This is a genomic window from Streptomyces sp. CA-251387, from assembly GCF_050936625.1.
In the GTDB taxonomy this organism is placed as follows: domain Bacteria; phylum Actinomycetota; class Actinomycetes; order Streptomycetales; family Streptomycetaceae; genus Streptomyces.
In genome coordinates, this window is the sequence record NZ_JBNJMJ010000002.1 from 67,675 (window position 1) to 88,538 (window position 20,864).

The following is a 20,864-nucleotide window of genomic DNA, read 5'->3' on the forward strand; positions in this document are numbered from 1 at the left end:
AACCCGGCAGAGGTGAGCACCACGCGCTACCGCTACCGGGGAGCGGCCATCCCGACGCCGTGGACGGCTGAGATGACGATCTGACACCGCTCGCTACGGGACCTGTGGAGAGCCCGCTGCCCGGAAACGGGCACGGCGGGTTCGGGAGGCGGTCCGGGGAAATCCACCGACGGCAACGTCGGCAGGGCGCCCCGGACCGACCTCACAACGGGGTGCGGGTCATCGCCCACCTGCCCGGGGACGGGAGCATCCGGCTGCTGTCCCAGCCCGGGCTGGACGTCACCGCCCAGTACCCCGAACTGCAGGCGCTGCCCGCTTGTCTGCCCGGGCTTGAGTCGGTACTCGACGGGGAGATCATTGCCCTCGACCGTGAGGGCCAGCCGTCGGTGGAGCGTCTGCAGCAGCGCATGAGCCTGCACCATCCCAAGGCGGTCAGCCATGCCGTCGAGGACCTGTCCGTCCAACTGGTGCTGTACGACATCCTCTACCTCGGCGAGCCGACCGTGCAGCTGCCCTACACCGCCCGCCGTGACCTCCTCGACGACCTCGCCCTGGCTGGCCCCGGCATCAGTGTGCCCGCGGCCTGGCCCGCCCCTGCCGGGCAGGCCCTTGAGCAGACCCGTCTTGAGGGATACGACGGTGTCGTGGCCAAGCGCCTGTCCAGCCCGTACCTGCCCGGGCGCCGCACACGCGACTGGATCAAGATCAAGCATCTGGCGCGAAGGTGACCTTCTACCGCTGGTTGGTCCTGGCCCTCACCTTGCCGGGTGTGGTGACCGCCGCCGTCCCGCCCTAGTAGACCGGGGATCACCAAGGCGGGACGGCGATGCCCCGCCGAAACAGAACGGAGGGAGCTTCGGCCGGAGTCGGAGATGTCGGCACCTTAATCCGTCGTTAAAGAACGGCGCTGACCAACTGGCCGGTGGCCGTATGTGTGCCACTCGAGTGGGTGTCTCGGCCCGTTCTGACTGCGTACTGGGACGCTGTTAGGGGCGGCGGTGGTGGACGGCGAGGGTGTCGACGTGGTCGAAGTCCTGGGCGGCCAGCAGACGCATGGCGCTTTCCTCGTCGGGGTCGGTGAACGCGGCAAGGTAGCGGGCGCTGCTGGCGGCAGCAAGGTTGAGGGATTGGGCGAGCAGCCGGTGGCCGATTCCGTGGTGGCGGTGTTCGGGGTGGACGGCGAGATGCCACAGCACGGCCATACCCGAGGTGGGATGGGGGCAGGACAGTACGGCGCTGGCCACCACCCCGGTGGTGCCCGGGCCGGGCACCACCAGCCGCCATCCCCGAAAATCTTCGAGCGGGGTGACGTGTGCGATCAGATCATCCGGGGCCGCGGGTTTGGGATCGTTCAGGTCGCGCAGCAGGTACTCCTGGGCGGTGGCGAGGGTGAAACCGGCCGCGGTCAGCGCCCGCGCGGTCGCGGGCCGGTGCCGCATCGGCAAGCCCGGCACCCGTGTGGCGGTGGCCGGTGCGGTGAAGGCATGCAGGGTGCGACGGCCGAGCTCGGCGCGGGCGAACGCCAGCAGCGCGGCGACCGCATCGAGATCCTCCCCGGCGTGCAGCCAGTGCACCAGCCCCGCATCATCGGAGCGGCGCACCGACAGACATGCCACCCCATGCGCCTGCCCATCGGTGCCGGTGAGGGTGAACACCTTCCCGGCTGTCGGTACTTCGGGAAGGTGATCGGGGAGGGGAGGTTCGCCGGGAAGGCGGTCGGCGGCTACCAGCCGTCGCACCGCGGGAAGATCGGCATCCGTGGAGACGCGGACCGAGAACCGCCCCCCGCTGCCCGGATCCAACTGTCCGCCCATACGATCCTTAACGGCCGCAAATACCCGCAATGCCTGTCGCATGGCTGATCGTACAACGGTGCCGTTACATGTGAGAGGCCGACGCCCGGCCCCTTGTAGGGCTAACGATCGAGAGTGACGCCCGCGCCGCAGCAGCAGTACGCGCGCTTGCTGTCGATGAGGCAGCAGTCGTTCCGTTACGTACGTGCCAGCCCACTTCACCTTTCTGGCGGGTCGCTGTGGGTGTCCAGTCCTGCCTGGCGCAGGTCGTCGGCGAGGGTGCGGTCGTCCGCATGGTGTTCGAGCGCTTAAAGAAGGGCGCGGGCCAGATCACGATTGGGCCAGGCGTCGGTAGGGACCGGTTCCAGCAGGTATCCGGTGATCCACAACCGGGCCAACATCCCGGCCGCACTGCGAAAAACGCCGGGTCCTCGGCTGACTCAAAGCCGGACGGCTCAGCAGGCAGAACCTCCATCAGTTCCTATGCTGCAGTGAACAAGCCGTCGGCGCTGTAGCCGGTATCAGCGAACCGGCAGGCAAGATCATCCATCCAGATGCCGGTCATCGTGGCGCACGCGTGCACCAGCGCACGCACGTCGTCCATCTCGTCCGGGCACGCGACCAGCTGGGCGCGCATGGCGCGCAGCCTGCCGATCAGCATGTCGATGTCCTCAACCGTACACAGACGCATCACGCCCGCCTCGGAGACCGGCTTGTCACTCTTGCGGAGCATGGGACCGGGAAAACGCCAATACCGACTACCCTGCCGCTGTAACACTCGACATCGGAAACGGTGGCAGCGAAAAAGATGGAACTCTAGCGGCGAAGAAACCCGTCGACCTGCAAAGTAGGTTCAAGAGCCGCTTTCCGTGGTACGTCCGATTCCGTAACATCCTTCTGCGTAAACGGATCCGCCCTCATCTTGTTGGTGGAATCGAATTCCAGATGGCAGCATTCATCATCGGGCCACTGGCGGCGGCCATCATACCGGTCACAATCGTGGCGGGCACTCTACTGATCGCTTTCGATTTGGCCACCATCTACACGCTGCTACTTTCGATCCGAGACTTCGAGCGGTTCATCGCTTCGCCTTCCGTGCCGACGGCTCCAGAGCCCACAGCCCTCCCGACACTGTGGCCGCATTCATGATCATCGCAATCGTGATCGTCTGACTCGAGGGTCCGAGCCCGGGTCATGTCCCGCCAAGTGGTGTAAGGGATCAGCATGGGAAAGTTGCTGCCGCGTAGGCGATTCGCCGATTGGCGACGAGCGGATATTGACAGGCCATCATTTCCAACGCACATCGGTGGCCGCCGCAACGGAGCTGTGGGGGGCATGGCATTGGGTCTAGGGCGCCGCCGAACGCGACCCTGCCGTCCGATCGCCGCCAGTGAACCTCCTGCCTCAAGATGAGTAGAAAATACTCAACTCTCGCAAGGTCGCGCCAGGTAATTTATCTGAGTTGCACGCTTCCAACCGATTATGGCGGAATGGAGTTCGTTATCCACTCAATAATCAAAGAGCTTCGGCGGATACATGAACTCCGTCGTGGCTTTTATTTTGATGACTCGAGTGACATTTATGGCCATTGCGATTCATGCAATAAAACGCAGCTGGCGGAACTCTCGGGAGATGGATTTTACACCTGCTTGACCTGTGGGGAGGATGACTATGAGTGCTGAGTGAATCACCAGCGCGGCAATGCTTGCCTCTTTTTATGCGATTGCAGAATAAGGGCGGCGTCTTTTTGTCTAGTTGAGATGAAGCAAGGATCTATCAGTGACTGTACGGTCGTTCATGCGTCGAGTGCATCCACGGGTGCAACGGAAAACTGCTGAGCGGGTGTGGCAACTGCGTACCATGCGGCGGCGTCGCATGTCGGCGATCACAGTCCCGGAGCTGCGCCCGGTGGTGGTGCGCGGTCAGCGGCTCTACGGACGGGTCGTGAGGGATTTCAGCGCCGTTGAGGCGGCCACCTCCAACCTTGACCTGGTTGTCGCCGCGCTGGAGCAGGATGGTATTTCCTATTTCCTTCTGCCGGCCTCCCGTACCCGCCACACGGTGGGTGTGAACGCCGTCGACCGGGAGCGTTTCCTCGCCACCCTCGCGGCCCGAAACACGGGGAAGGCGGTGTTTATCGGCAGACCGCTGCCTGGCGGACAGCTCAAGCATCCCGCAATGTTCATGGACGGTGTGCTGCCGACCGCGCTGCGCACGGCCCCCGTGCTGCGGATCGGGGAGAACCACCTTGGGCCGGCGGGTCAGCTGCTCGGCGGTCCGGAGCTCGCCTGCGACGTCGAGTTCTGGGAGGACGGGGCCCAGCTCCTTGACTCGGAGGATGGGTCGCGTCGACTGGCTCAGGTGCAGCCGCAGGCGTCCGCGGACGTCTTCGCCGAGTCCCTCATCGCGCCGCGGAACAACGGCATCACGGATGTGCTGCCGGCGGCCGAGCAGAAGCCCGCCACAGTGCGGGTCGGCGAGCGGGAGCTGCCGAGCTTCGCCCCGCTCACCCTGCCGACGGTGAACCAGGTGACGTTCCCCGTGGACGTCGTCTACACCTGGGTGGACGGCGAGGAGCCTGCGATGCGGGCCAAGCGGGCCCGCTACCAGGGCCAGGGCATGGCCGAGATCCTGGACAAGGAGACCAACGCCTCCCGCTACACCAGCCATGACGAGCTGAAGTACTCGCTGCGCTCGCTCGCGATGTACGCCGACTTCGTCCGGCACATCTACATCGTGACCGACGGCCAGAAGCCGCACTGGCTCGACGACAGGGACCCCGGGATCACGGTCGTCGACCACCGCGACATCTTCCCGCCCGACGTCCTGCCCGTCTTCAACTCCCACGCGATCGAGACCCGGCTGCACCACATCCCGGGCCTGTCGGAGCACTACCTCTACTTCAACGACGACGTGTTCGTCGGCCGCCGGGTCACCCCGGAGCACTTCTTCCACGGCAGCGGCCTGATGAAGATCCCGGTGTCCCCGCTCAAGATAGGCGTCGGCAAGCCGCACGCCGAGGAGACGGCCACCAACTCCGCCAGCAAGAACGTCCGCCGTCTGCTGCTGAAGAAGTTTGGGCGGATGACGACGAACAACTTCATGCACACCCCGCTGCCGCAGCAGCGAGAGACACTGCGGGCGCTGGAGGAGCTCTTCCCCGAGGACATCCGCCGCACCACGGCGTCCCGGTTCCGCTCGCCGTCGGACATCGCCATGACCGGCCCGCTGCTGTACCAGTACGCGTTGATGACCGGCAGCGGTGTGGCGGGCAAGTACGGCTTCCGGTACGTGAACATCAGCCGCCCGGACGCCGAACGGCGCCTGACCGACCTGCGCCGCAACCGCCGCTTCGACTTCTTCTGCCTCAACGACGTCGACGTACCGCCGGAAGAGCGGGAGCAGGTCAGCGTCCGGATGCACGAGTTCCTGGAGAACTACTTCCCGTTCCCGAGCCCCTTCGAGAAGCCTGCACCGTGCGCGCACCCCGCCGAGAAGCAGAGCTGACGGGGCCGCAGCCATGGACCTCCGCCACCGTTTCGCGCAGGTCTCGGGCGTACGAACCGCTCGAGACCTGCTGGTGCGCCTGCAGCTCTGGTTGTTGGCCCGGCTCTGGGCCCTGCGTGCCGTCCGGGCCAGGCGGCGCCTGCGGACCGCCGTCCCCGGGCTGCGCCGGATCACCGCCGGACCACTGCGACTGTACGGCTGTACGGTCGCCAGCTACACCGCGGCGGACGCCGCCGCGGCGGACCTAGAGCAGATGTGCACCCTGCTGGAGACGGCTGGTGTGCCGTACTTCCTGGTCCCCGCCGAGCAGGGGTCCGGTGCGCCGCGGCAGGTGATCGGTGTCGAGGCGACGTACCGCGAGGTGGTGCTCGCCCGGGCCGCGCAGCGGTTCGCCCGCACCGCCGGGTACGTCGGTGCCGTGGGCGCGGACGGTGCCGTAACGCATGCGGTGCTGTGGGCCGACGGCAGGCTGCCGCGGGCGCTGCGGCGGGCCGATGCGCTGCGCACCGGCGTGGTGCGCCTCGGTCCCTCGGGGCAGGTGCTCGGCGGTCCGGAGTCGGGCTGCGACATCGAGTTCTGGCACCGCGGCCGGGATCTCGGCACCGAGGGCACGGATCCCTCCTGGCTGACCGTGCCCGGCAACCGGCTTCCGGACGTCTTCGGTGCGGCGCTCGTCGCCCCGCGCGGCAACCCGGTGTCGGAGGTGCTCCCGGTGTCGGCGCGGCAGCCGGCGACGGCGGCGGCCTCCGGCCGGAAGGTGCCGACGTTCGCCCCGTTCGCCGAGGCCGGCATCGATGAGGTGCTGTTCCCCGTCGACGCCGTGTACACCTGGGTCGACGGGGACGACCCGGCGCTGGCCGCAAAGCGCCGCGCCCATCAGCAGCTCTCCGACAACGTCATCGCCCCGCGCGAGACCGGTGCCTCCCGCTACACCAGCCACGACGAACTGAAGTACGCACTGCGCTCCCTGGAGATGTACGCCAGCTTCGTCCGGCACGTCTACCTGGTCACCGACTCGCAGGTCCCGTCCTGGCTGAATCCGGAGGCGGAGGGCCTGACGGTGGTGGACCACCGGGACATCCTCCCGGCCGACGCGCTGCCCGTGTTCAACTCGCAAGCCATAGAAAGCCGGCTGCACCACATCCCGGGCCTGTCGCACTACCTCTACTTCAACGACGACGTGTTCATCAACCGCCCGGTGCGGGCCGAGCACTTCTTCCACGGCAACGGCATCGCACGCATCCCGCTGTCCCCGCTGAAGCTCGGCCTTGGCGCCCCGCACCCGCTGGAGCCGGCACCGAACTCCGCTGGCAAGAACACCCGCGAGGTGATCCGGCGCTTCCACGGCAGGCAGGTCACCCACAAGTCGCTGCACACCCCGCACCCCCAACTGCTGTCGGTGATGCGGGAGATGGAGCGGCTGGAGATCGAGGAGCTGGAGCGGACCTCGTACTCGCGTTTCCGATCCACCTCGGACGTCGCCCCCGCCTCCACGCTCCACCACCACTGGGCGATCGCGACCGGCCGGGCCGTCCCGGCCCACTACCGCTTCCTCTATGTGCAGTTGGGCACCCCGGACATGCGGCGGCGACTGGCCCGCCTGGCGGCCGGCGAGGACGTCGACTTCTTCTGCCTCAACGACGTGGACACCGCCCCGGCGGACAGGGCCGCGGCACAGGCTGCCATCCGCTGCTTTCTGGAGCGGAAGTACCCGTTCCCGAGCCGCTTCGAGCACAGCAAGAGCAACGAGTGCGGCGAGCACAGGGTGGGGGACGATCTCGACCGGGAACACGCTGAAGCCCTGGATGGTGACAGCTCCGGCAAACTGCCGGATCAGCAGGAACGCTCCGGCTCCGCAGGCGAGCCCGCACAAGGCACCGAGCAGCGATTCCCCTGCGGCGATGCGACGCGTCGTCGCAGTGTCGGCGCCGACGAGCCGGAGCGCGGCAAGGCGCCGGTCGCGCTGTTCGCCGCCGAACCGGACGGCAGTAGCGCCGAACACGGCGACAGGAAGCAGCAGGATGATGAGGGCGACGATGATTTACGCCGTGAGCGATTAGTACTCATGACCCAAATGAACCCCTCGTAGTAACTCTGTATACGTATCGGAGAGGGAAGCCTTGCGAGTACGCTGTCAACGTCGGGCCTGGAGGTCCGCTCCATTGGCGTTGTCACGTTTATGGCGGGGTCAGTTGACGGAGTTCCGGAGCGTTTGGTTTCGGTCTTGTTCAGGTTGCCATAGGTTTGTGTTCTCTGGTCCGGCTGTGTCAGGTACTTCGCGAAGTCCCCGCCCCGACCGTCCTGGAACCTTCCATTGACCGGCCGTTCCTATCCTCTATTGCGCTACCCCCACGGAGATCGATTTCAATGATGCCAGATGAGTCGTATGAGCCACTGAAGATTGAGCGCGCCTGGCAGCAGCAGTGGCGAGAGTCGCGTAGTTACGATGTGGACAACGACGACCCACGACCGCCTTGCTATGTCCTCTCGATGTACCCCTACCCTTCGGGGCGTGCCCACATGGGGCATGTGCGGAACTACACCTTCGGTGATCTGAACGTCCGTTATCGCACAATGCGCGGCTATGCGGTGCTCAGCCCAATGGGATTCGACTCGTTCGGCCTCCCCGCGGAGAACGCCGCTATGAAAGACCGCATCCACCCCCGGACCTTCACCGATGCTCGTATCGACGAAATGCGCGCGTCGATCGAGCGGATCGGTGCAGTGTTCGACTGGCGCCGAAGTGTCCAGAGCCACGATCCGGTCTATCTGAAGTGGACCCAGTGGATTTTCTTGCAGCTCTATCAGGCGGGGCTAGTTGAACAGAAAATGGCTTCGGTCAACTGGTGCCCTGGCTGCCAGACCGTCCTGGCGAACGAGCAGGTGATCGACGGGCACTGCGAGCGGTCGAAGGACCCCGTCGAGCAGCGGGACCTTCGCCAGTGGTTCTTCAAGATCACAAGATACGCGGATGCGCTGCTGGACGACCTCGATGAGCTCGAATGGCCGGAGCATGTGAAGACCATGCAGCGCAACTGGATCGGCCGGTCCTCTGGGACCGAACTGACCTTGCCTGTCGTGACTGCTGAGGGAGTCCCGGTTCCCGGCGGCGAGGAAATCACGGTCTTCACGACCCGGTCGGACACTATCTACGGCATGTCTTTCTGCGTGGTCGCGCCGGAACACCCAATGGTGAACCGGATCACTACCCCTGAGCACACCGACCGGATGCGCGAGTATCAGCGGCAGGCGCGCGCCCGCTCCGAGCTTGTCCGGCTCAGGGGCGATCAGGAACGCACCGGCGTGTTCAGTGGCGCCTATGTGCGCAACCCGGTGAACGGCGAAGTGGTCCCAATCTTCGTAGCGGACTATGTGCTCATGACCTACGGCACCGGCGCGGTCATGGGGGCTCCCGGAGAGGACAGCCGGGACTGGAACTTCGCAATGAGGCACGACCTTCCCGTTCGGCGCACCGTGCAGCCCGTGGCCGGTTGGCCGAAGGACAAGCCGTACCCGGGCGACGGCCCGCACATCAACAGCGGTTTCCTGGATGGTCTCCACAACGACGAGGCGATCGCGGCGGTGCTGAAGCACGCGGAGCGGAATGGGTACGGTCGTCCAGCCGCGAATTACCGTCTGCGTGACTGGCTCGTATCCCGGCAGCGATTCTGGGGTTGCCCGATCCCGATGGTGTACTGCGACGACTGCGGCGTAGTACCTGTACCCGAACAAGACCTTCCCGTACTTGCACCGGACGACATCGAGTTTCGGCACACCGGTGAGTCCCCGCTGAAGTTCCACCAGAGCTTCCTCAACACCACCTGTCCGAACTGCGGCGGCCCGGCATTCCGGGAAACCGACACGATGGACACCTTCGTTGACTCATCGTGGTATTTTCTGCGCTACACCATGGATCCGCGGGCGATCGATGAGAACAGCGAAGTGCCAGTCAGCCACGACGCGGTGAATCGCTGGATGCCGGTCGAGCAATATATCGGCGGCGTCGAGCACGCGATCCTGCACCTGCTGTACTCCCGATTCCTGACCAAGGCGCTCTCCGACATCGGCGTCCTGCCACCCTCCCTGCGCGAGCCGTTCCGTCGGCTGTTCACCCAGGGCATGATCAAGCTCGATGGCACGAAGATGTCCAAGTCGAAAGGCAATGTCGTCGCGCCGGAGCAGTATCTGGACACAGTCGGCGCCGATGCCCTGCGGCTATTTCACCTGTTCGTGGCGCCGCCGCACGAGGACGTGGAGTGGAGCGACACCGCGATCGAAGGTGGACGCCGGTTCCTTGCGAGGCTGTGGAGGCTGGTGGCGCAAGGTTTCGGCAAGGTCGTCGACCGCCCCGAAACGGCGCAGGACCGGTCCGTACTCGCCGGTGCCCACCGGCTCGTGGATGAGGTAACCAAGGGCTTCGAATCTTGGTCCTACAACACCGCGGTGGCGGCCTGTATGACGTATGTGAACCAGCTCTACCAGTACGTTCAGTCCGAGGCGGGCGCGCGCCGCGAGACCTTGGACGAGGGCATCGACCGGCTGCTGCTGGTGATGGCCCCTATGACCCCGCACATCACGGCCGAACTATGGTCGCGCCGGCATGACTTGGACATCCACCGGCAGAGCTGGCCGGAGGCCAATCCTTTGCTGCTAGTTGACGAGCAGGTCACGGTGCTCCTGCAGGTGAACGGCAAGGTGGCGGGCAAGCTGACCGCCACCCCGGACATCACCGAGACGCAGGCCGTCCAAGCGGCGCTCGAGCAGGGGTCGGTCCGCCAGGCTCTGGCTGGCAGGGAGCCGAAGAGGGTGGTCAACCGACTCCCGAAGCTCATCAACCTGGTGGTGTGAGAGCCAGGCGTTGACGCTGAACGGAAATGGTGGCAGAGGGCTTGGAGTCGGCGGGTGAGGTCGCGATCGTCGGCGGGGCGGGGTGGTGGCGGCGCCAGTCGGTGCCGAGTTTCTGGTAGGGCGTTGTCACGTTGTTGGGGCGGTGATGAGTGTCTGACGACGTGCCAGGGTATGGCAGACTGGGGTGGTTGCCCTGGTTCAGGCTGCCGCGGGCAAGCCGGTGGTGCTGGTGATCTGGCCCCAGATCACGAAGCGGATGACCATCTCGGTGCGGTGTTCAGTGGCGGTCATGGGGTGGCGTTTGTCGCGCGTCAGACTTTCTGGCCCAGGGGTTTGTTGAGTCCCTGGCGAGTTGAAGGAGAGCCTGATGAGCCGTCCGCCGCAGTTTCCGGTGGAGGAGAAGATACGGATCGTGCTGTCGGTCTGGCCGGTGAGGTGACCGTCGCTGAGGCGGCCCGCCGGCACCAGACGTCGGTGGCGAAGTGGCGGGATCAGTTCCTGGAATCCGGGAAGGCCGGCCTGGCCGCCGGGGCGTCGAAGCGGGCCTGGAGCCGGGAGGAGATGCTCCAGGAGCAGATCGAGGACCTCAAGGCCGCCCTCGGTGAGGCCTATGTCGAGCTGCGGGTGTGGAAGAAGTCCGCCGAGGGCCGTCTGGCCCCTTCCAGGGCCTCGAGGTGATCCGCACCGAAGCGGCGATGCCGACCTCGAGGTTCCGCGAGCTGATCGGCATCCCGCGCCGCTCCTACGTCCGCTGGCAGGCCTGCGCCCGCCGCGGCGGGTCCGCGGCCAAGGGGCCGTGGCCGGCCCCGGTGGTCGACGCGCTGGAGCCCCTCGCCGCGAAGTACGCCGCCGACTGGCCGGCCTGGGGCCACCGCAAGATCCGCTGGCTGCTGCAGGCCGACGGCCACGATGTGTCGGCCTCGTCCGTCGAACGCGCCCTGCGCCAAAGGGACCTGCTCCAGCCCGTGGACTACCAGGGCGAACGCCGGGAGCACGCCAAGGCCCGCAAGGCCGCCTCCGCCACCCCGCCCACGAGCGCGAACGAGGTGTGGCAACTGGACTTCTCCGAGTACGATCATGATGTAGGCGCAGGGCGGGGGCCTGTCGGATGAACGGCGGCAGTTCCGTGAGGGCATCCGGATGACGGCCGCAGAGCGGTTCGCCCGGGGCGAGCCGAGCTCGGTGATCGCGAAGGAGTTACGGGTCAGCGTGTAAAGCGTGTTGCACAAGGCCGTGATCAGGCAGTCTGAGCTGGCCTTGTTGGCGTGTGTGATCATGCGGCGAGGGCGAGGTTATGCATGCGGGCGACGGCTTGGACGGCGTGGTGGAGGCCGTTGCCGCGCTGCCGGCAGTCGCGCAGGATCTTGTAGTTCTTCATCCTTCCGATCACGTGCTCCACGCGAGCTCGGACCTTGCGGTGCTCGGCGTTGTCTTCCTCCTCGCCCTTCAGTAACGGCCGTCCGGGCCGTTTACGGTGCGGCACGATCAGCCCGGTGTTGAGGTAGGCGCCGTCGCCAAGCACCGTCACGCCCTCGCAGTGGGGGGCCAGGCCGGAGCGCCGCCAGGCATGCGCGTCCGCGGTGGTGCCCGGCAGCGGGCGGGACGCCGCCACCACCAGCCGGGTGTCCGCGTCCACGACGACCTGCACGTTTGCCGAGAACCGGTAGCTACGGCTGGAGGCGCCCACGCTCCGGTCCCGCACCGGGACCAGCGTGCCGTCCACGATCCACAACCGGTCCGGGCCGTCGGCCGGGCGGGTCATGGGCTCGAGCGCGAGCAGTGGCCCCAGTCGCTGGATGACCGGCACACCGTGGAGGAGGACACCCCGAACAGCGGACCCAGCTGCCGCATGGTCAGGTTCGTGCGGTAGTACACCGCGACCAGCAGGACCCGCTCGGCCAGCGGCAGGGACCACGGCCGGCCCCGCAAGGTGCCATCACCGCCCCGCTCCCGCACCACCTTCAACAGACCCGCAAACTGCGCCACTCGCAGCCCGGTGAATGTCTCCACCCACACTCGGTCAGCCCTTAACACCCCGGCCATACCCGGGAGATGCCCAGCTCACGGCCTTGTGCAACACGCTTTAAACGCAATGCCGTTGCTTTACGTGATTATGGGTTGGGGTCGTTGGATGCGGACTGCTCGGGTGCCGGTGTGGGTGGGTTGGGGCCAGGTGTGGTGTTCGGCCCGCTTGAGCCGGTAGTTGGACATCTTGCGTTTGACGACGCGGGGCTGGCTGCGCAGGCGTCTGGCGGGAAGGAGGCGTTCGAGCAGGTCGTGTTGGAGCAGGACGAGTGTTCTGACCAGCAGCTCAGGGGGAAAAGCTGCCGGGCGTGAGGGTCACGCTGCGCCGGGCGGAGCGCAGGGTTTCGGTGAAGGAGACCCGGTCGGGGTCCAGGCCCCGGGTGGCGGCGGTTCTCACCACGAGTTCGCGCAGTGCGTGGTGGACGAGGAGGTGGGCCCAGACCTGCTGCAGGACACCGTCGGGGGTCTTGCTGGTGAGCACGACCCGGGCTCCGCGTTGATGCGTCTTGAGCTCGGCGAAGACAGCTTCTGCCTCCCAGCGTTCGTGGTAGAGCGCGGCCAGGTGGCGGGCGGGATAGCGACGGGCATCGAGCAGCGTGGTCACCAGCCGGTAGTCCTCGCCTTCGCGGCCGGTGCCGTGCAGCTGGAAGGCCACCACCCGCACCATGACCGGATCACGGTGCGCCCGGTCGGTGTGGGCGTGGATGCGGGATAGCCAGGATCCGTCCCGCAGCATCCGGTCGACGGGAAGGACCCGGTTGGCGGGCACCCGCCACAACAGATCGGCACCGCTGTCGGTGAAGGCCCTCCACGTGGGCACGCCGAGGAACTCCCGGTCCGCCAGGACCAGTTCGCCGGGCCCGCAGGAGCGTGGCAGGCGGCTCACCAGGGTGACTTCGCCGGTGCGGCAGCCGGCCAACTCCGCATCCAGCACGAGATGGGTGCCCACCTCGATCAGACAGGCCATCCGCACCTGGGGAAAGCCGGCCTTGTCGTGGCCGCGGCTGTTTCCCGGACGGCCGAAGGCGGCCTCATTGGCCGGGCTGTCGGCCACGTCCCAGCAGGTGGAGTCCACCGCCAGCAGCCGCAGCCCCCGCCAGAAGCAACCCGGAGTGGCCTCGGTGCCCATCGGTTTCGCGGTCGTGGCAAACAGCACCCGCAGCGGCTCCGATCCCAGACGCTGGCGGGCGCGAAACAGCGACGACTTCGCAGGGATGTGCCACTCGCCCAGCAGCCCCTGGCCACGCAGGCCCTCGACCAGGTGCCGCATCACCTCCAGATACGGCGCCGGCGAGAACAGGGCCAGCCCGAGCACGAAATACACCACCAGTCGGGCCGGCAGCAGGCGCCGACGGTGCTCTGTACGACCACAGGCAGCGACCACACGATCCACCAACCCCGGCGGATACACCCAGGTCAGCAGGCCTAACCCCGATAACTCACCGACATTTGCCGACACCCGAACCACCCCCGCGAGCACTGCACAGCAGCGTACGCCCGCGAGCTAACGCAACGGCATTGGCTTTAAACGCTGTCCCGTAAGTCCTGTTCAGGCATGTGATGATCTTGGTGTTGGTGTTGTGGTGACGGCGGATGAGCCGAAGTGGGTGGGTCTGTTTGCGGGGCTCAACGAGCGTCAGTTCCGCAAGCTCGTCGGGCTCGTAAGGCGGCGGGGCGGGGGTGCACCGACCGGTGGCCGGCCCTGGGCTCTGCCTCTGGAGCCGCATACTGCTGGTGGCCGCGTACTGGCGGACGAACCTCACGATGCGGCAGCTCGGTCCTCTGTTCGGGATCTCCAAGTCGGCTGCGGACCGGGTGATCGACCACATCGCTCCGCTCCTGGCACTGGCGCCCGTGCGAGGCCGGCACCCAGCCGACACGGTCCTGATCGTGGACGGCACTGGTCCCGACCCGCGACAGGAGCGTGGCCGCGTCCAGCAAGAACTACCGCTATTCCACCCATCACCAGGTCGTCATCGACGCCAACACCCGGCTGGTCGTGGCCGCCGGACGGCCACTACCCGGCAACCGCCACGATGCCCGTGCCTACCGGGAGTCCGGCGTCGACCGCGCAGTGAAGAACGCCCCTGTCCTCGGCGACGGCGGCTACCGCGGTACCCCTGCACTCATCCGGCACTGGCCGCGCAAAGACAGACCCCTCACGTCTAAAACAGCAAACCGAGAATGCCGTCCACCGACGAGCCAGGGCCCGTGTCGAGCACGCCTTCTCCCGGATGAAGACCTACAAGATCCTCCGCGACTGCCGTTTACGCGGAGATGGCGTTCACCAAGCCATCCTCGGCGTGGCCCGACTACACAACCTCGCCCTCGCCGGGTAGCCGCTCCCCAGGCAAGGACCAGGCCAACGCTTCCCAACACCCGCTTACGGGACATCATTTACTGTGGCATCTCGATGATCTCGATGGATCTGATCCATCCATCCCAGCTAAAACACCAACCAGTCGCTGGGGAGCTCGTCCAATTGTTTGCGGCGCCGTTCACGACTGGACTGAAGGTGGTGTCACCGTCACCACATACAACCTTGGCCCGCCACTTAGACCAGCCTGGTCCCCAGTGCCAGCAGGACGGCGCACCCCGCAGGGCTCCGCCCGAATTGGTCGTCCACAGGTCGCACGTCATGCCGTAGAACGGGGTAACGATGCGTGACCCTGGCGTGGCTGCAGCGGCAGGTGAGGCGGTCACGGCTACCTCAGCAACTCCCAATACTCCAGCGGATACTGCCAGTCCAACATTCCGAATTGCTCCGCGCATGTCTTTCTCCTCGTGTCGGACGTAAGGATGCATGTAGTTGAGGCTGCGGTGTTCCGAGTTCTGTAGCGCCTCGCTTGTGAGATTGGAGCCGAAAGCTTGAAGAGTCCATGAGGTTCCGGGGATTTGAGCAGCGGCTACTTACAAGGCAACGAAGCTGTTGTCGTCTCGAGCAGCAGGCTTGATTGCCGAAAGGGGCTCCTGTTCAGGTGAGTTCGGGACGTCCGCGCATGAGAGCAGGGCCTGTTGGTAGCTCGGGGGTTGAATGTCAACCGAGACCAGGAGTGTCGGCGACGGCTGAAAAGTGGTTCTGGATCACTTTCAGTGCCGGAGCCACGGAGGGTCACCACAAGCGCGATCATGAACGGCCTCGCCCTGCGAGAAGAACCCGCTTGCGGAGCAGGTCGAAGTTGGCGCGGCCGAACATCTGCCGCTTCAGCATCTTGATCTTGTTGTTGTGGCCCTCGACGGCGCCGGAGCTGTAGCGCAGGCTGAGCCCGGCGACTACCGCGTCGAGGTCCTGGCCGAGTCCGTTGACGAAGCTGTGGAGGACGGGCAGGTCGTCGGCTTGGACGCGCTCGATCCACTGGCCCAGGTCCCGGCCCCGGCGGTCATTCATCAACTCGGCGAACGCCCGGACGTGTTCAGCAGTCCGGTCGAGCTCCGGACAGCGGGCGAGGATCTTCTTGAGCCGTTCGGCTTGGTGGTCATCGAGGTTCTCGGGGCGGCGGGTGATCCAGCCGGTCACATCGCGCACGGACGGATCCTTGCGGGGCGGGTCATCGTGCGGGAGGACAGCTCGGAGCCATTGCCGCGTACAAGTGAACGTGCACCACCTCGTACGGATGAGAGTGCACCGTTCTTGATGCGGTGAGAGGCATGGGCCGCGAGTCTGCTGCTGTCGGTTCGGGTGGCAGAGGGGCGGCTGACGGTGGTCTTGGATCCGCATCGCTGGCTGGAGCTTCGGCGGTTTCGCGGTTTGTATGAGTCCGGCGCGATGAGCCTGCGGGAGATCGCGAAGGAGACCGGACTGAACCGCCGCACGGTCGCGAAGTACCTGTCGGGTGAGGTGGCGGCTGCGCCGCCGCAGCGGGAGCCGAACGGGCAGCCGCGGCGGCGGGTGGTGGACGAGGTTGCCCCGCTGATCGACGCGATGCTGCGGGCGGAGATCCTGCTCAAGGGGGCGGTGATCCACGAGCGCCTGGTCCAGGAGTACGGGGTCGCGATCAACTACCAGCGGGTGAAGCTCTACCTGCAGGAGGCCAGGCCCAGGATCGCCGAGGAACTCGGGATCAGCCCGGGTGAACTGGCCGGTCTGCACCGCCGGTTCGAGGTGGTCCCTGGCGCTCAGGCCCAGGTGGACTGGGGTGATGAGGGCAAGGTCCTCGCTCATGTCGGCATTCCGAAGGTCTACTCGTTCCACATGACGTTGTCGTACTCGCGCGACCCGTTCTGCTGCTTCACCGCCAGCCAGGACCTGGCGACCTTCTTCGACTGCCACCGACAGGCGTTCGCGCACTTCGGCGGGGTGCCGATGACGATCGTCTACGACCGCACCAAGACCGTCGTGCGCCGGCACGTCGCCCCGGGCGAGGCGGTCCCGCTGCATCCGGAGGCGGTCGCGTTCGCCGGGCACTACGACTTCGACATCGATGTGCTGGCCGCCTACCGGCCGCAGGGCAAGGGCCGCGTCGAGCGGCAGGTCGGCATCGTCCGCGATCACGTGCTGGCCGGGCGGGCGTTTGCGTCCATCGAGGAGATGAACGCCGCTTTCGCAGCCTGGGTGCCGCTGCGGCGGGCGAAGGTGCATGGCACTCATGGCGAGGTCATCGGCCATCGGGCGGTGCGCGACCACATGGCCCTGCGTCCGCTGCCCGAGACTCCGTATGTGGTCGCCCAGCGGCAACTGCGGCATGTGGGCAAGGACTGCCTGGTCGCCTTCGACGCGAACCTTTACTCGGTGCCCGCCCGCAGGGTCCGCCCCCGTCAGCTGGTCGAGATCCGGGCCACGAAGTCCCAGGTCACGCTGCACTCCACGGTCCCCGGCTCGGACGGTGAGACTCTGCTGGCCGCCCATCCGCGGGCTGTTGGCCGCGGCGCCCGCATCGTCGACGACAGGCACTGGGACGGTCTGCCCACCGGCGCCGGCCGCCGCGTCACCACCGGCGACAGCCCGGCTTCGCCCCGCCGGGACCCCTCGCCCGAGCCGCAGGCCAGCCCGCTACAGGCCCTGCTGAACCGGGCCGCTGCCGCCCGCGTCGAGGTCGGCCGCCGTCCGCTGTCGGTCTATGACGAGCTGACCGGCACCCGACCCTTCACCTCCAACACTCCGACAAAGGAAGCCCGTTGAGCGAGCTGACCGGCACCCGCATCCGCACCACGGCCGTCAAGCTCGGCCTGCCTCACCTGGCCGACGCCCTGAACCAGTACATCCAGCGGGCTGACGAGGCCAAGATGGGCTATCTCGACTTCCTGGACCTGGTGCTGTCCGAGGAACTCGCCGTCAAGGACGACCGGCGCTTTCGGCAGGGCCTGCGGCTGTCGAAGCTGCCACACCACAAAACGCTGGACGACTACGACTTCTCCTTCCAGCCCGAGCTCGACCCCCGCAAGGTCAAGGATCTCGCCAGCCTCTCCTTCGTCGAGGAGAAGGCCAACGTTGCCCTGCTCGGCCCGCCCGGCGTCGGCAAGACGCACATCGCCGTCGCCCTGGCCGTCGCGGCCTGCCGGGCCGGCTACTCGATCTACTTCACCAGCCTCGACGACATGGTCCGCAACCTCAAGGCCGCCGAAGCGGCAGGTCGGCTGACCAGCAAGCTCGGCACTTATCTGCGGCCGGGCGTTCTCGTGGTCGATGAGGTGGGATACCAGCCACTCGAGCGAGCCGAGGCGAACCTGGTGTTCCAGGTGATCTCCAAGCGTTACGAGAAGGGCTCGATCATCCTGACCTCGAACAAGACCTTCAGCGAATGGGGCCAGGTCTTCGGGGACGAGGTCCTCGCCACCGCCATCCTCGACCGACTCCTGCACCACTGCGAGGTCGTTCCCATCAACGGCAACAGCTACCGGCTCAAGAACCGGCTCCAGGCCATCGAGCGAGACACCGACGTGGCCTGAGTGGTGCACATATCCCCGTACTTGGTGGTGCATTCACAAGAGTACGGGGACACGTATTCGCGGACGATGGTGACGCCGCCGCGATAACCGTGCTGTTGGAGTTCACCGAAAAGGTGGGCGGCATTCGTGCGCCCCTCGGCCCACCGCTGGTGGAGATAGGGCTTGTAAGGGTCCAGGATGCTGGTGCGGCCGGTCCATTGACCGACCAGCAGCTCGTCTGGGGTAGCCGCATGCGCGAGACGGCGAACCGTGGTCCGGCTCAATCCGAGCTCACGGGCGATGGCCCGCAACGCCATGCCCTGACCGAGCAGTTGGTGGACGGTGGCGTGCTGCCGCCGCACCCGCTCAGATAGGCGCCCTGAGGTGCGCGGGTGGGCCGATGGCTTGTCTTCCAGCGCCGATACGTCCGTCGGTGCGGCCGTGGTCGTGGCCTTCGGGTCCGGCTCGCGGAGCAGGGCGCGGTGGCGGACGACGGTCTTCTCGGCGGCCTCCCCGAGGTTGTTGGGTCGGACCGGGGTGCCCTGCCGGGATTACTCCCGGTGGGTTTCCCCGGCCCGCCCGCCGAACCAGGCGTGCCCGTCTCCGGGCACCGGGCTCTCCACGAGGTCATGCCGTTGGGATCGGGCTGTCGGCAACGGCTCAATGTGAGACCACTTCCACCGGATGAATTGTGGCCCTCCTGGGCGGCCTGACTCGTTGAGTCAGGCCGGGAGGATGGGTGATCAGCGTGGAGGACTGGGCGGAGATCCGCCGGTTGCATCGGGCCGAGCAGATGCCGATCCGGGCAATCGCACGAAAGTTGGGGATCTCGCGGACCACGGTGCGACGGGCGGTGGCCAGCGACCGGCCGCCGAAGTACGAACGGGCCCCGAAGGGGTCGATCGTGGACGCGGTCGAGCCGAAGATCCGCGAGCTGCTCGAGGTGTGGCCGGACATGCCGGCGACCGTGGTGGCCGAGCGGATCGGCTGGCAGCGCGGGATGACCGTGCTGCGCGATCGGGTGCGTGAGCTCAGGCTCGACTACCTGCCGGCGGATCCGGCCTCCCGGACCGGCTATGAGCCGGGTGAACTCGCCCAGTGCGATCTGTGGTTCCCGCCCGCGGAGATCCCGCTGGGGTTCGGGCAGACCGGGTGTCCGCCGGTGCTGGTGATGGTGTCCGGCTACTCGCGGTGGATCATGGCGAGGATGCTGCCGAGCAAGACCGCGGCCGATCTGATCGCCGGGCACTGGCGGCTGTTGACCGGCCTGGGAGCCGTTCCCAGGGCCCTGGTCTGGGACAACGAGGCAGCCGTCGGGTCCTGGCGGGGCGGCAGCCCGCAGCTGACGGAGGACTTCGCCGCGTTCGCGGGCCTGCTCGGCATCCGCGTCATCCAGTGCCGCCCGGGTGATCCAGAGGCCAAGGGGCTGGTCGAGCGTGCCAATGGCTATCTGGAGACCAGCTTCCTGCCCGGACGGATCTTTGCCTCGCCGACCGACTTCAACATCCAGCTCGCCGACTGGCTGACCAAGGCCAACCGGCGCATCCACCGCACCCTGCAGGCCCGGCCGACCGACCGGATCGAGACGGACAAAGCGAGGATGCTGCCGCTGCCGCCGGTCGATCCGCCGGGCTGGTGGCGGACCTCGCTCCGGCTGCCCCGCGACCACTACGTCCGCGTCGACACATGCGATTACTCCGTCCACCCGCTGGCCATCGGCCGACGCATCGAGGTGAAGGCCGACCTGGACCAGGTCCTGGCATTCTGCGAGGGCACCGAGGTCGCCCGGCATGCCCGCTGCTGGGCCCGCCATCAGTCCCTCACCGACCCCACCCACGCGGCCGCCGCGAAAGCCGGCCGCGACCGGGCCCGGCAACGGCCCGTTGCTGCTGACCAACTCGAGGTCGAGCAGCGGTCCTTGGACACCTACGACCGGATCTTCGGCGTCATCGACGGCGGCCTGTCCACTGGTGAGGGGGTCGCCTGATGGCTGGCAAGCAGACCACCAACGGCCGCGACGTCTCCTCCGAACTGGTCTATCTCACCAAGGCGTTGAAGGCTCCAGCCCTGCGGGATGCGGCTTCCCGGCTGGCCGAACGGGCCCGGGACGAGGGCTGGACGCATGAGGAGTATCTGGCCGCCTGCCTGCAGCGGGAGGTCGCCGCCCGCGACAGCCATGGCGCCGAGGGCCGCATCCGCGCTGCCCGATTCCCTTCCCGCAAGTCGCTGGAGGACTTCGACTTCGACCACCAGCGGTCCGTCAAACGCGAGACCATCGCCCATCTGGGAACGCTGGACTTCGTCGTCGGCAAGGAGAACGTGATCTTCCTGGGGCCGCCCGGCACCGGCAAGACCCACCTCGCCACCGGGATGGGCATCCGGGCCTGCCAGGCCGGACACCGGGTCGCCTTCGCCACCGCCGCCCAGTGGGTCGCCCGACTGGCGGAGGCCCACCAGGCCGGCCGCCTCACGGACGAGCTGACCCGGCTCGGCCGGATCCCGCTGATCATCGTCGACGAGGTCGGCTACATCCCCTTCGAACCCGAGGCCGCGAACCTGTTCTTCCAGTTCATCTCGGGCCGCTACGAACGCGCGAGCGTGATCGTGACCAGCAACAAACCCTTCGGCCGCTGGGGCGAGGTCTTCGGCGACGACACGGTCGCCGCCGCGATGATCGACCGCCTCGTCCACCACGCCGAAGTCATCTCACTCAAAGGCGACAGCTACCGCATGCGCGGCCGCGACCTCGGACGGGTTCCCGCCGCCAACACCGGGGAATGACCAACATCAACTGACAGCGTGAGGTCCACTTTTCATCTGGTGCCC

14 protein-coding genes and 6 pseudogenes are annotated in these 20,864 nt (G+C 66.8%); 13 read left to right on the top strand and 7 right to left on the bottom strand.

Features of this window, described 5'->3' with window-relative positions; all coding sequences use genetic code 11:
• Positions 1 to 212: 212 nt before the first annotated feature.
• Positions 213 to 728 carry a hypothetical protein gene (locus ACQEV2_RS41860; RefSeq protein ID WP_433055466.1) on the top strand — a complete coding sequence of 172 codons (516 nt, stop codon included), beginning with the start codon at positions 213 to 215 and terminating at the stop codon, positions 726 to 728.
• A gap of 258 nt (positions 729 to 986) precedes the next feature.
• On the opposite strand, the gene ACQEV2_RS41865 is transcribed toward ACQEV2_RS41860, so the two are convergent.
• Together ACQEV2_RS41865 and ACQEV2_RS41870 are read right to left on the bottom strand one after the other, a co-directional pair.
• The gene (locus tag ACQEV2_RS41865) at positions 987 to 1,814 is read right to left on the bottom strand and encodes a GNAT family N-acetyltransferase (protein ID WP_433055469.1); all 828 of its coding nucleotides are present in this window, start codon (positions 1,812 to 1,814) and stop codon (positions 987 to 989) included.
• A gap of 460 nt (positions 1,815 to 2,274) precedes the next feature.
• Complete coding sequence (locus ACQEV2_RS41870; RefSeq protein ID WP_433055472.1) at positions 2,275 to 2,526, bottom strand: hypothetical protein; 252 nt, start codon at positions 2,524 to 2,526, stop codon at positions 2,275 to 2,277.
• A 212-nt stretch (positions 2,527 to 2,738) separates the two neighbouring features.
• On the opposite strand from ACQEV2_RS41870, the gene ACQEV2_RS41875 reads away from it, so the two are divergent.
• The 3 genes and pseudogenes from ACQEV2_RS41875 to ACQEV2_RS41885 form a co-directional block, all read left to right on the top strand.
• The gene (locus tag ACQEV2_RS41875; RefSeq protein ID WP_433055475.1) at positions 2,739 to 2,942 is read left to right on the top strand and encodes a hypothetical protein; all 204 of its coding nucleotides are present in this window, start codon (positions 2,739 to 2,741) and stop codon (positions 2,940 to 2,942) included.
• Positions 2,943 to 3,668: 726 nt separating this feature from the next.
• On the top strand, positions 3,669 to 5,300 hold the full coding sequence (locus ACQEV2_RS41880; protein ID WP_433055478.1) for a stealth family protein: 1,632 nt from the start codon (positions 3,669 to 3,671) through the stop codon (positions 5,298 to 5,300).
• Positions 5,301 to 5,553: 253 nt separating this feature from the next.
• Positions 5,554 to 6,984: pseudogene (locus ACQEV2_RS41885) on the top strand (stealth conserved region 3 domain-containing protein); the annotation flags it as partial.
• Between the two features lie 108 nt (positions 6,985 to 7,092).
• Here the strand turns inward: ACQEV2_RS41885 and ACQEV2_RS41890 are convergent.
• Positions 7,093 to 7,302 (bottom strand): annotated as a pseudogene (locus ACQEV2_RS41890) (FtsX-like permease family protein); the annotation flags it as partial.
• 368 nt (positions 7,303 to 7,670) lie between these two features.
• Between ACQEV2_RS41890 and leuS the strand changes: the two are divergent.
• The 4 genes and pseudogenes from leuS to ACQEV2_RS41910 all read left to right on the top strand — a co-directional run.
• Entirely contained in the window at positions 7,671 to 10,148 is a 2,478-nt protein-coding gene (leuS, locus tag ACQEV2_RS41895; RefSeq protein ID WP_433056086.1) for a leucine--tRNA ligase, read from the top strand.
• A 435-nt stretch (positions 10,149 to 10,583) separates the two neighbouring features.
• Complete coding sequence (locus ACQEV2_RS41900; RefSeq protein WP_433055482.1) at positions 10,584 to 10,826, top strand: helix-turn-helix domain-containing protein; 243 nt, start codon at positions 10,584 to 10,586, stop codon at positions 10,824 to 10,826.
• Positions 10,827 to 10,843: 17 nt separating this feature from the next.
• Positions 10,844 to 11,260, top strand: coding sequence for a hypothetical protein (locus ACQEV2_RS41905; RefSeq protein ID WP_433055484.1), 417 nt, complete (start codon positions 10,844 to 10,846; stop codon positions 11,258 to 11,260).
• Positions 11,250 to 11,360 (top strand): annotated as a pseudogene (locus ACQEV2_RS41910) (IS630 family transposase); the annotation flags it as partial. The gene ACQEV2_RS41905 and the pseudogene ACQEV2_RS41910, both read left to right, overlap by 11 nt.
• A gap of 61 nt (positions 11,361 to 11,421) precedes the next feature.
• Here the strand turns inward: ACQEV2_RS41910 and ACQEV2_RS41915 are convergent.
• Positions 11,422 to 12,191: pseudogene (locus tag ACQEV2_RS41915) on the bottom strand (transposase family protein).
• A 268-nt stretch (positions 12,192 to 12,459) separates the two neighbouring features.
• A complete protein-coding gene (locus ACQEV2_RS41920; protein ID WP_433055487.1) occupies positions 12,460 to 13,653 on the bottom strand; it encodes an IS4 family transposase in 1,194 nt (397 codons plus the stop codon).
• A 100-nt stretch (positions 13,654 to 13,753) separates the two neighbouring features.
• Between ACQEV2_RS41920 and ACQEV2_RS41925 the strand changes: the two are divergent.
• A pseudogene (locus tag ACQEV2_RS41925) lies at positions 13,754 to 14,512 on the top strand (transposase).
• A 788-nt stretch (positions 14,513 to 15,300) separates the two neighbouring features.
• Here ACQEV2_RS41925 and ACQEV2_RS41930 read toward each other — a convergent pair.
• Positions 15,301 to 15,753: pseudogene (locus tag ACQEV2_RS41930) on the bottom strand (ISL3 family transposase); the annotation flags it as partial.
• A 186-nt stretch (positions 15,754 to 15,939) separates the two neighbouring features.
• Here ACQEV2_RS41930 and istA (ACQEV2_RS41935) point away from each other — a divergent pair.
• Both istA (ACQEV2_RS41935) and istB (ACQEV2_RS41940) read left to right on the top strand, forming a co-directional pair.
• Positions 15,940 to 17,292: an IS21 family transposase gene (gene istA, locus ACQEV2_RS41935; RefSeq protein WP_433034770.1), complete on the top strand. Its 1,353-nt coding sequence runs from the start codon at positions 15,940 to 15,942 to the stop codon at positions 17,290 to 17,292.
• Positions 17,289 to 18,059, top strand: a complete 771-nt coding sequence (istB, locus tag ACQEV2_RS41940; protein WP_391335784.1) for an IS21-like element helper ATPase IstB — start codon at positions 17,289 to 17,291, stop codon at positions 18,057 to 18,059. The genes istA (ACQEV2_RS41935) and istB (ACQEV2_RS41940) overlap by 4 nt, the downstream gene beginning before the upstream one ends.
• Here istB (ACQEV2_RS41940) and ACQEV2_RS41945 read toward each other — a convergent pair.
• Positions 18,005 to 18,400, bottom strand: coding sequence for a helix-turn-helix domain-containing protein (locus ACQEV2_RS41945; protein ID WP_433055490.1), 396 nt, complete (start codon positions 18,398 to 18,400; stop codon positions 18,005 to 18,007). The two genes, istB (ACQEV2_RS41940) and ACQEV2_RS41945, sit on opposite strands and share 55 nt — an antisense overlap.
• Before the next feature lie 377 nt (positions 18,401 to 18,777).
• Between ACQEV2_RS41945 and istA (ACQEV2_RS41950) the strand changes: the two genes are divergently transcribed.
• Positions 18,778 to 20,025 (top strand): IS21 family transposase, encoded by a 1,248-nt coding sequence (istA, locus tag ACQEV2_RS41950; RefSeq protein ID WP_433048733.1) that lies wholly within the window; start codon positions 18,778 to 18,780, stop codon positions 20,023 to 20,025.
• Complete coding sequence (gene istB / locus ACQEV2_RS41955) at positions 20,025 to 20,819, top strand: IS21-like element helper ATPase IstB (RefSeq protein WP_433048730.1); 795 nt, start codon at positions 20,025 to 20,027, stop codon at positions 20,817 to 20,819. Before istA (ACQEV2_RS41950) ends, istB (ACQEV2_RS41955) begins: the two co-directional genes overlap by 1 nt.
• Positions 20,820 to 20,864 lie beyond the last annotated feature (45 nt).

What these genes read in the sequence shown, in the direction of transcription:
- ACQEV2_RS41880 (WP_433055478.1), top strand. Translation starts at nt 3,669, where the DNA reads ATGTCGGCGATCACAGTCCCGGAGCTGCGCCCGGTGGTGGTGCGCGGT.
- leuS (WP_433056086.1), top strand. Translation starts at nt 7,671, where the DNA reads ATGCCAGATGAGTCGTATGAGCCACTGAAGATTGAGCGCGCCTGGCAG.
- istA (WP_433034770.1), top strand. Translation starts at nt 15,940, where the DNA reads ATGAGCCTGCGGGAGATCGCGAAGGAGACCGGACTGAACCGCCGCACG.
- ACQEV2_RS41870 (WP_433055472.1), bottom strand. Translation starts at nt 2,526, where the DNA reads ATGCTCCGCAAGAGTGACAAGCCGGTCTCCGAGGCGGGCGTGATGCGT.
- ACQEV2_RS41865 (WP_433055469.1), bottom strand. Translation starts at nt 1,814, where the DNA reads ATGGGCGGACAGTTGGATCCGGGCAGCGGGGGGCGGTTCTCGGTCCGC.
- ACQEV2_RS41905 (WP_433055484.1), top strand. Translation starts at nt 10,844, where the DNA reads ATGCCGACCTCGAGGTTCCGCGAGCTGATCGGCATCCCGCGCCGCTCC.
- istB (WP_433048730.1), top strand. Translation starts at nt 20,025, where the DNA reads ATGGCTGGCAAGCAGACCACCAACGGCCGCGACGTCTCCTCCGAACTG.
- ACQEV2_RS41875 (WP_433055475.1), top strand. Translation starts at nt 2,739, where the DNA reads ATGGCAGCATTCATCATCGGGCCACTGGCGGCGGCCATCATACCGGTC.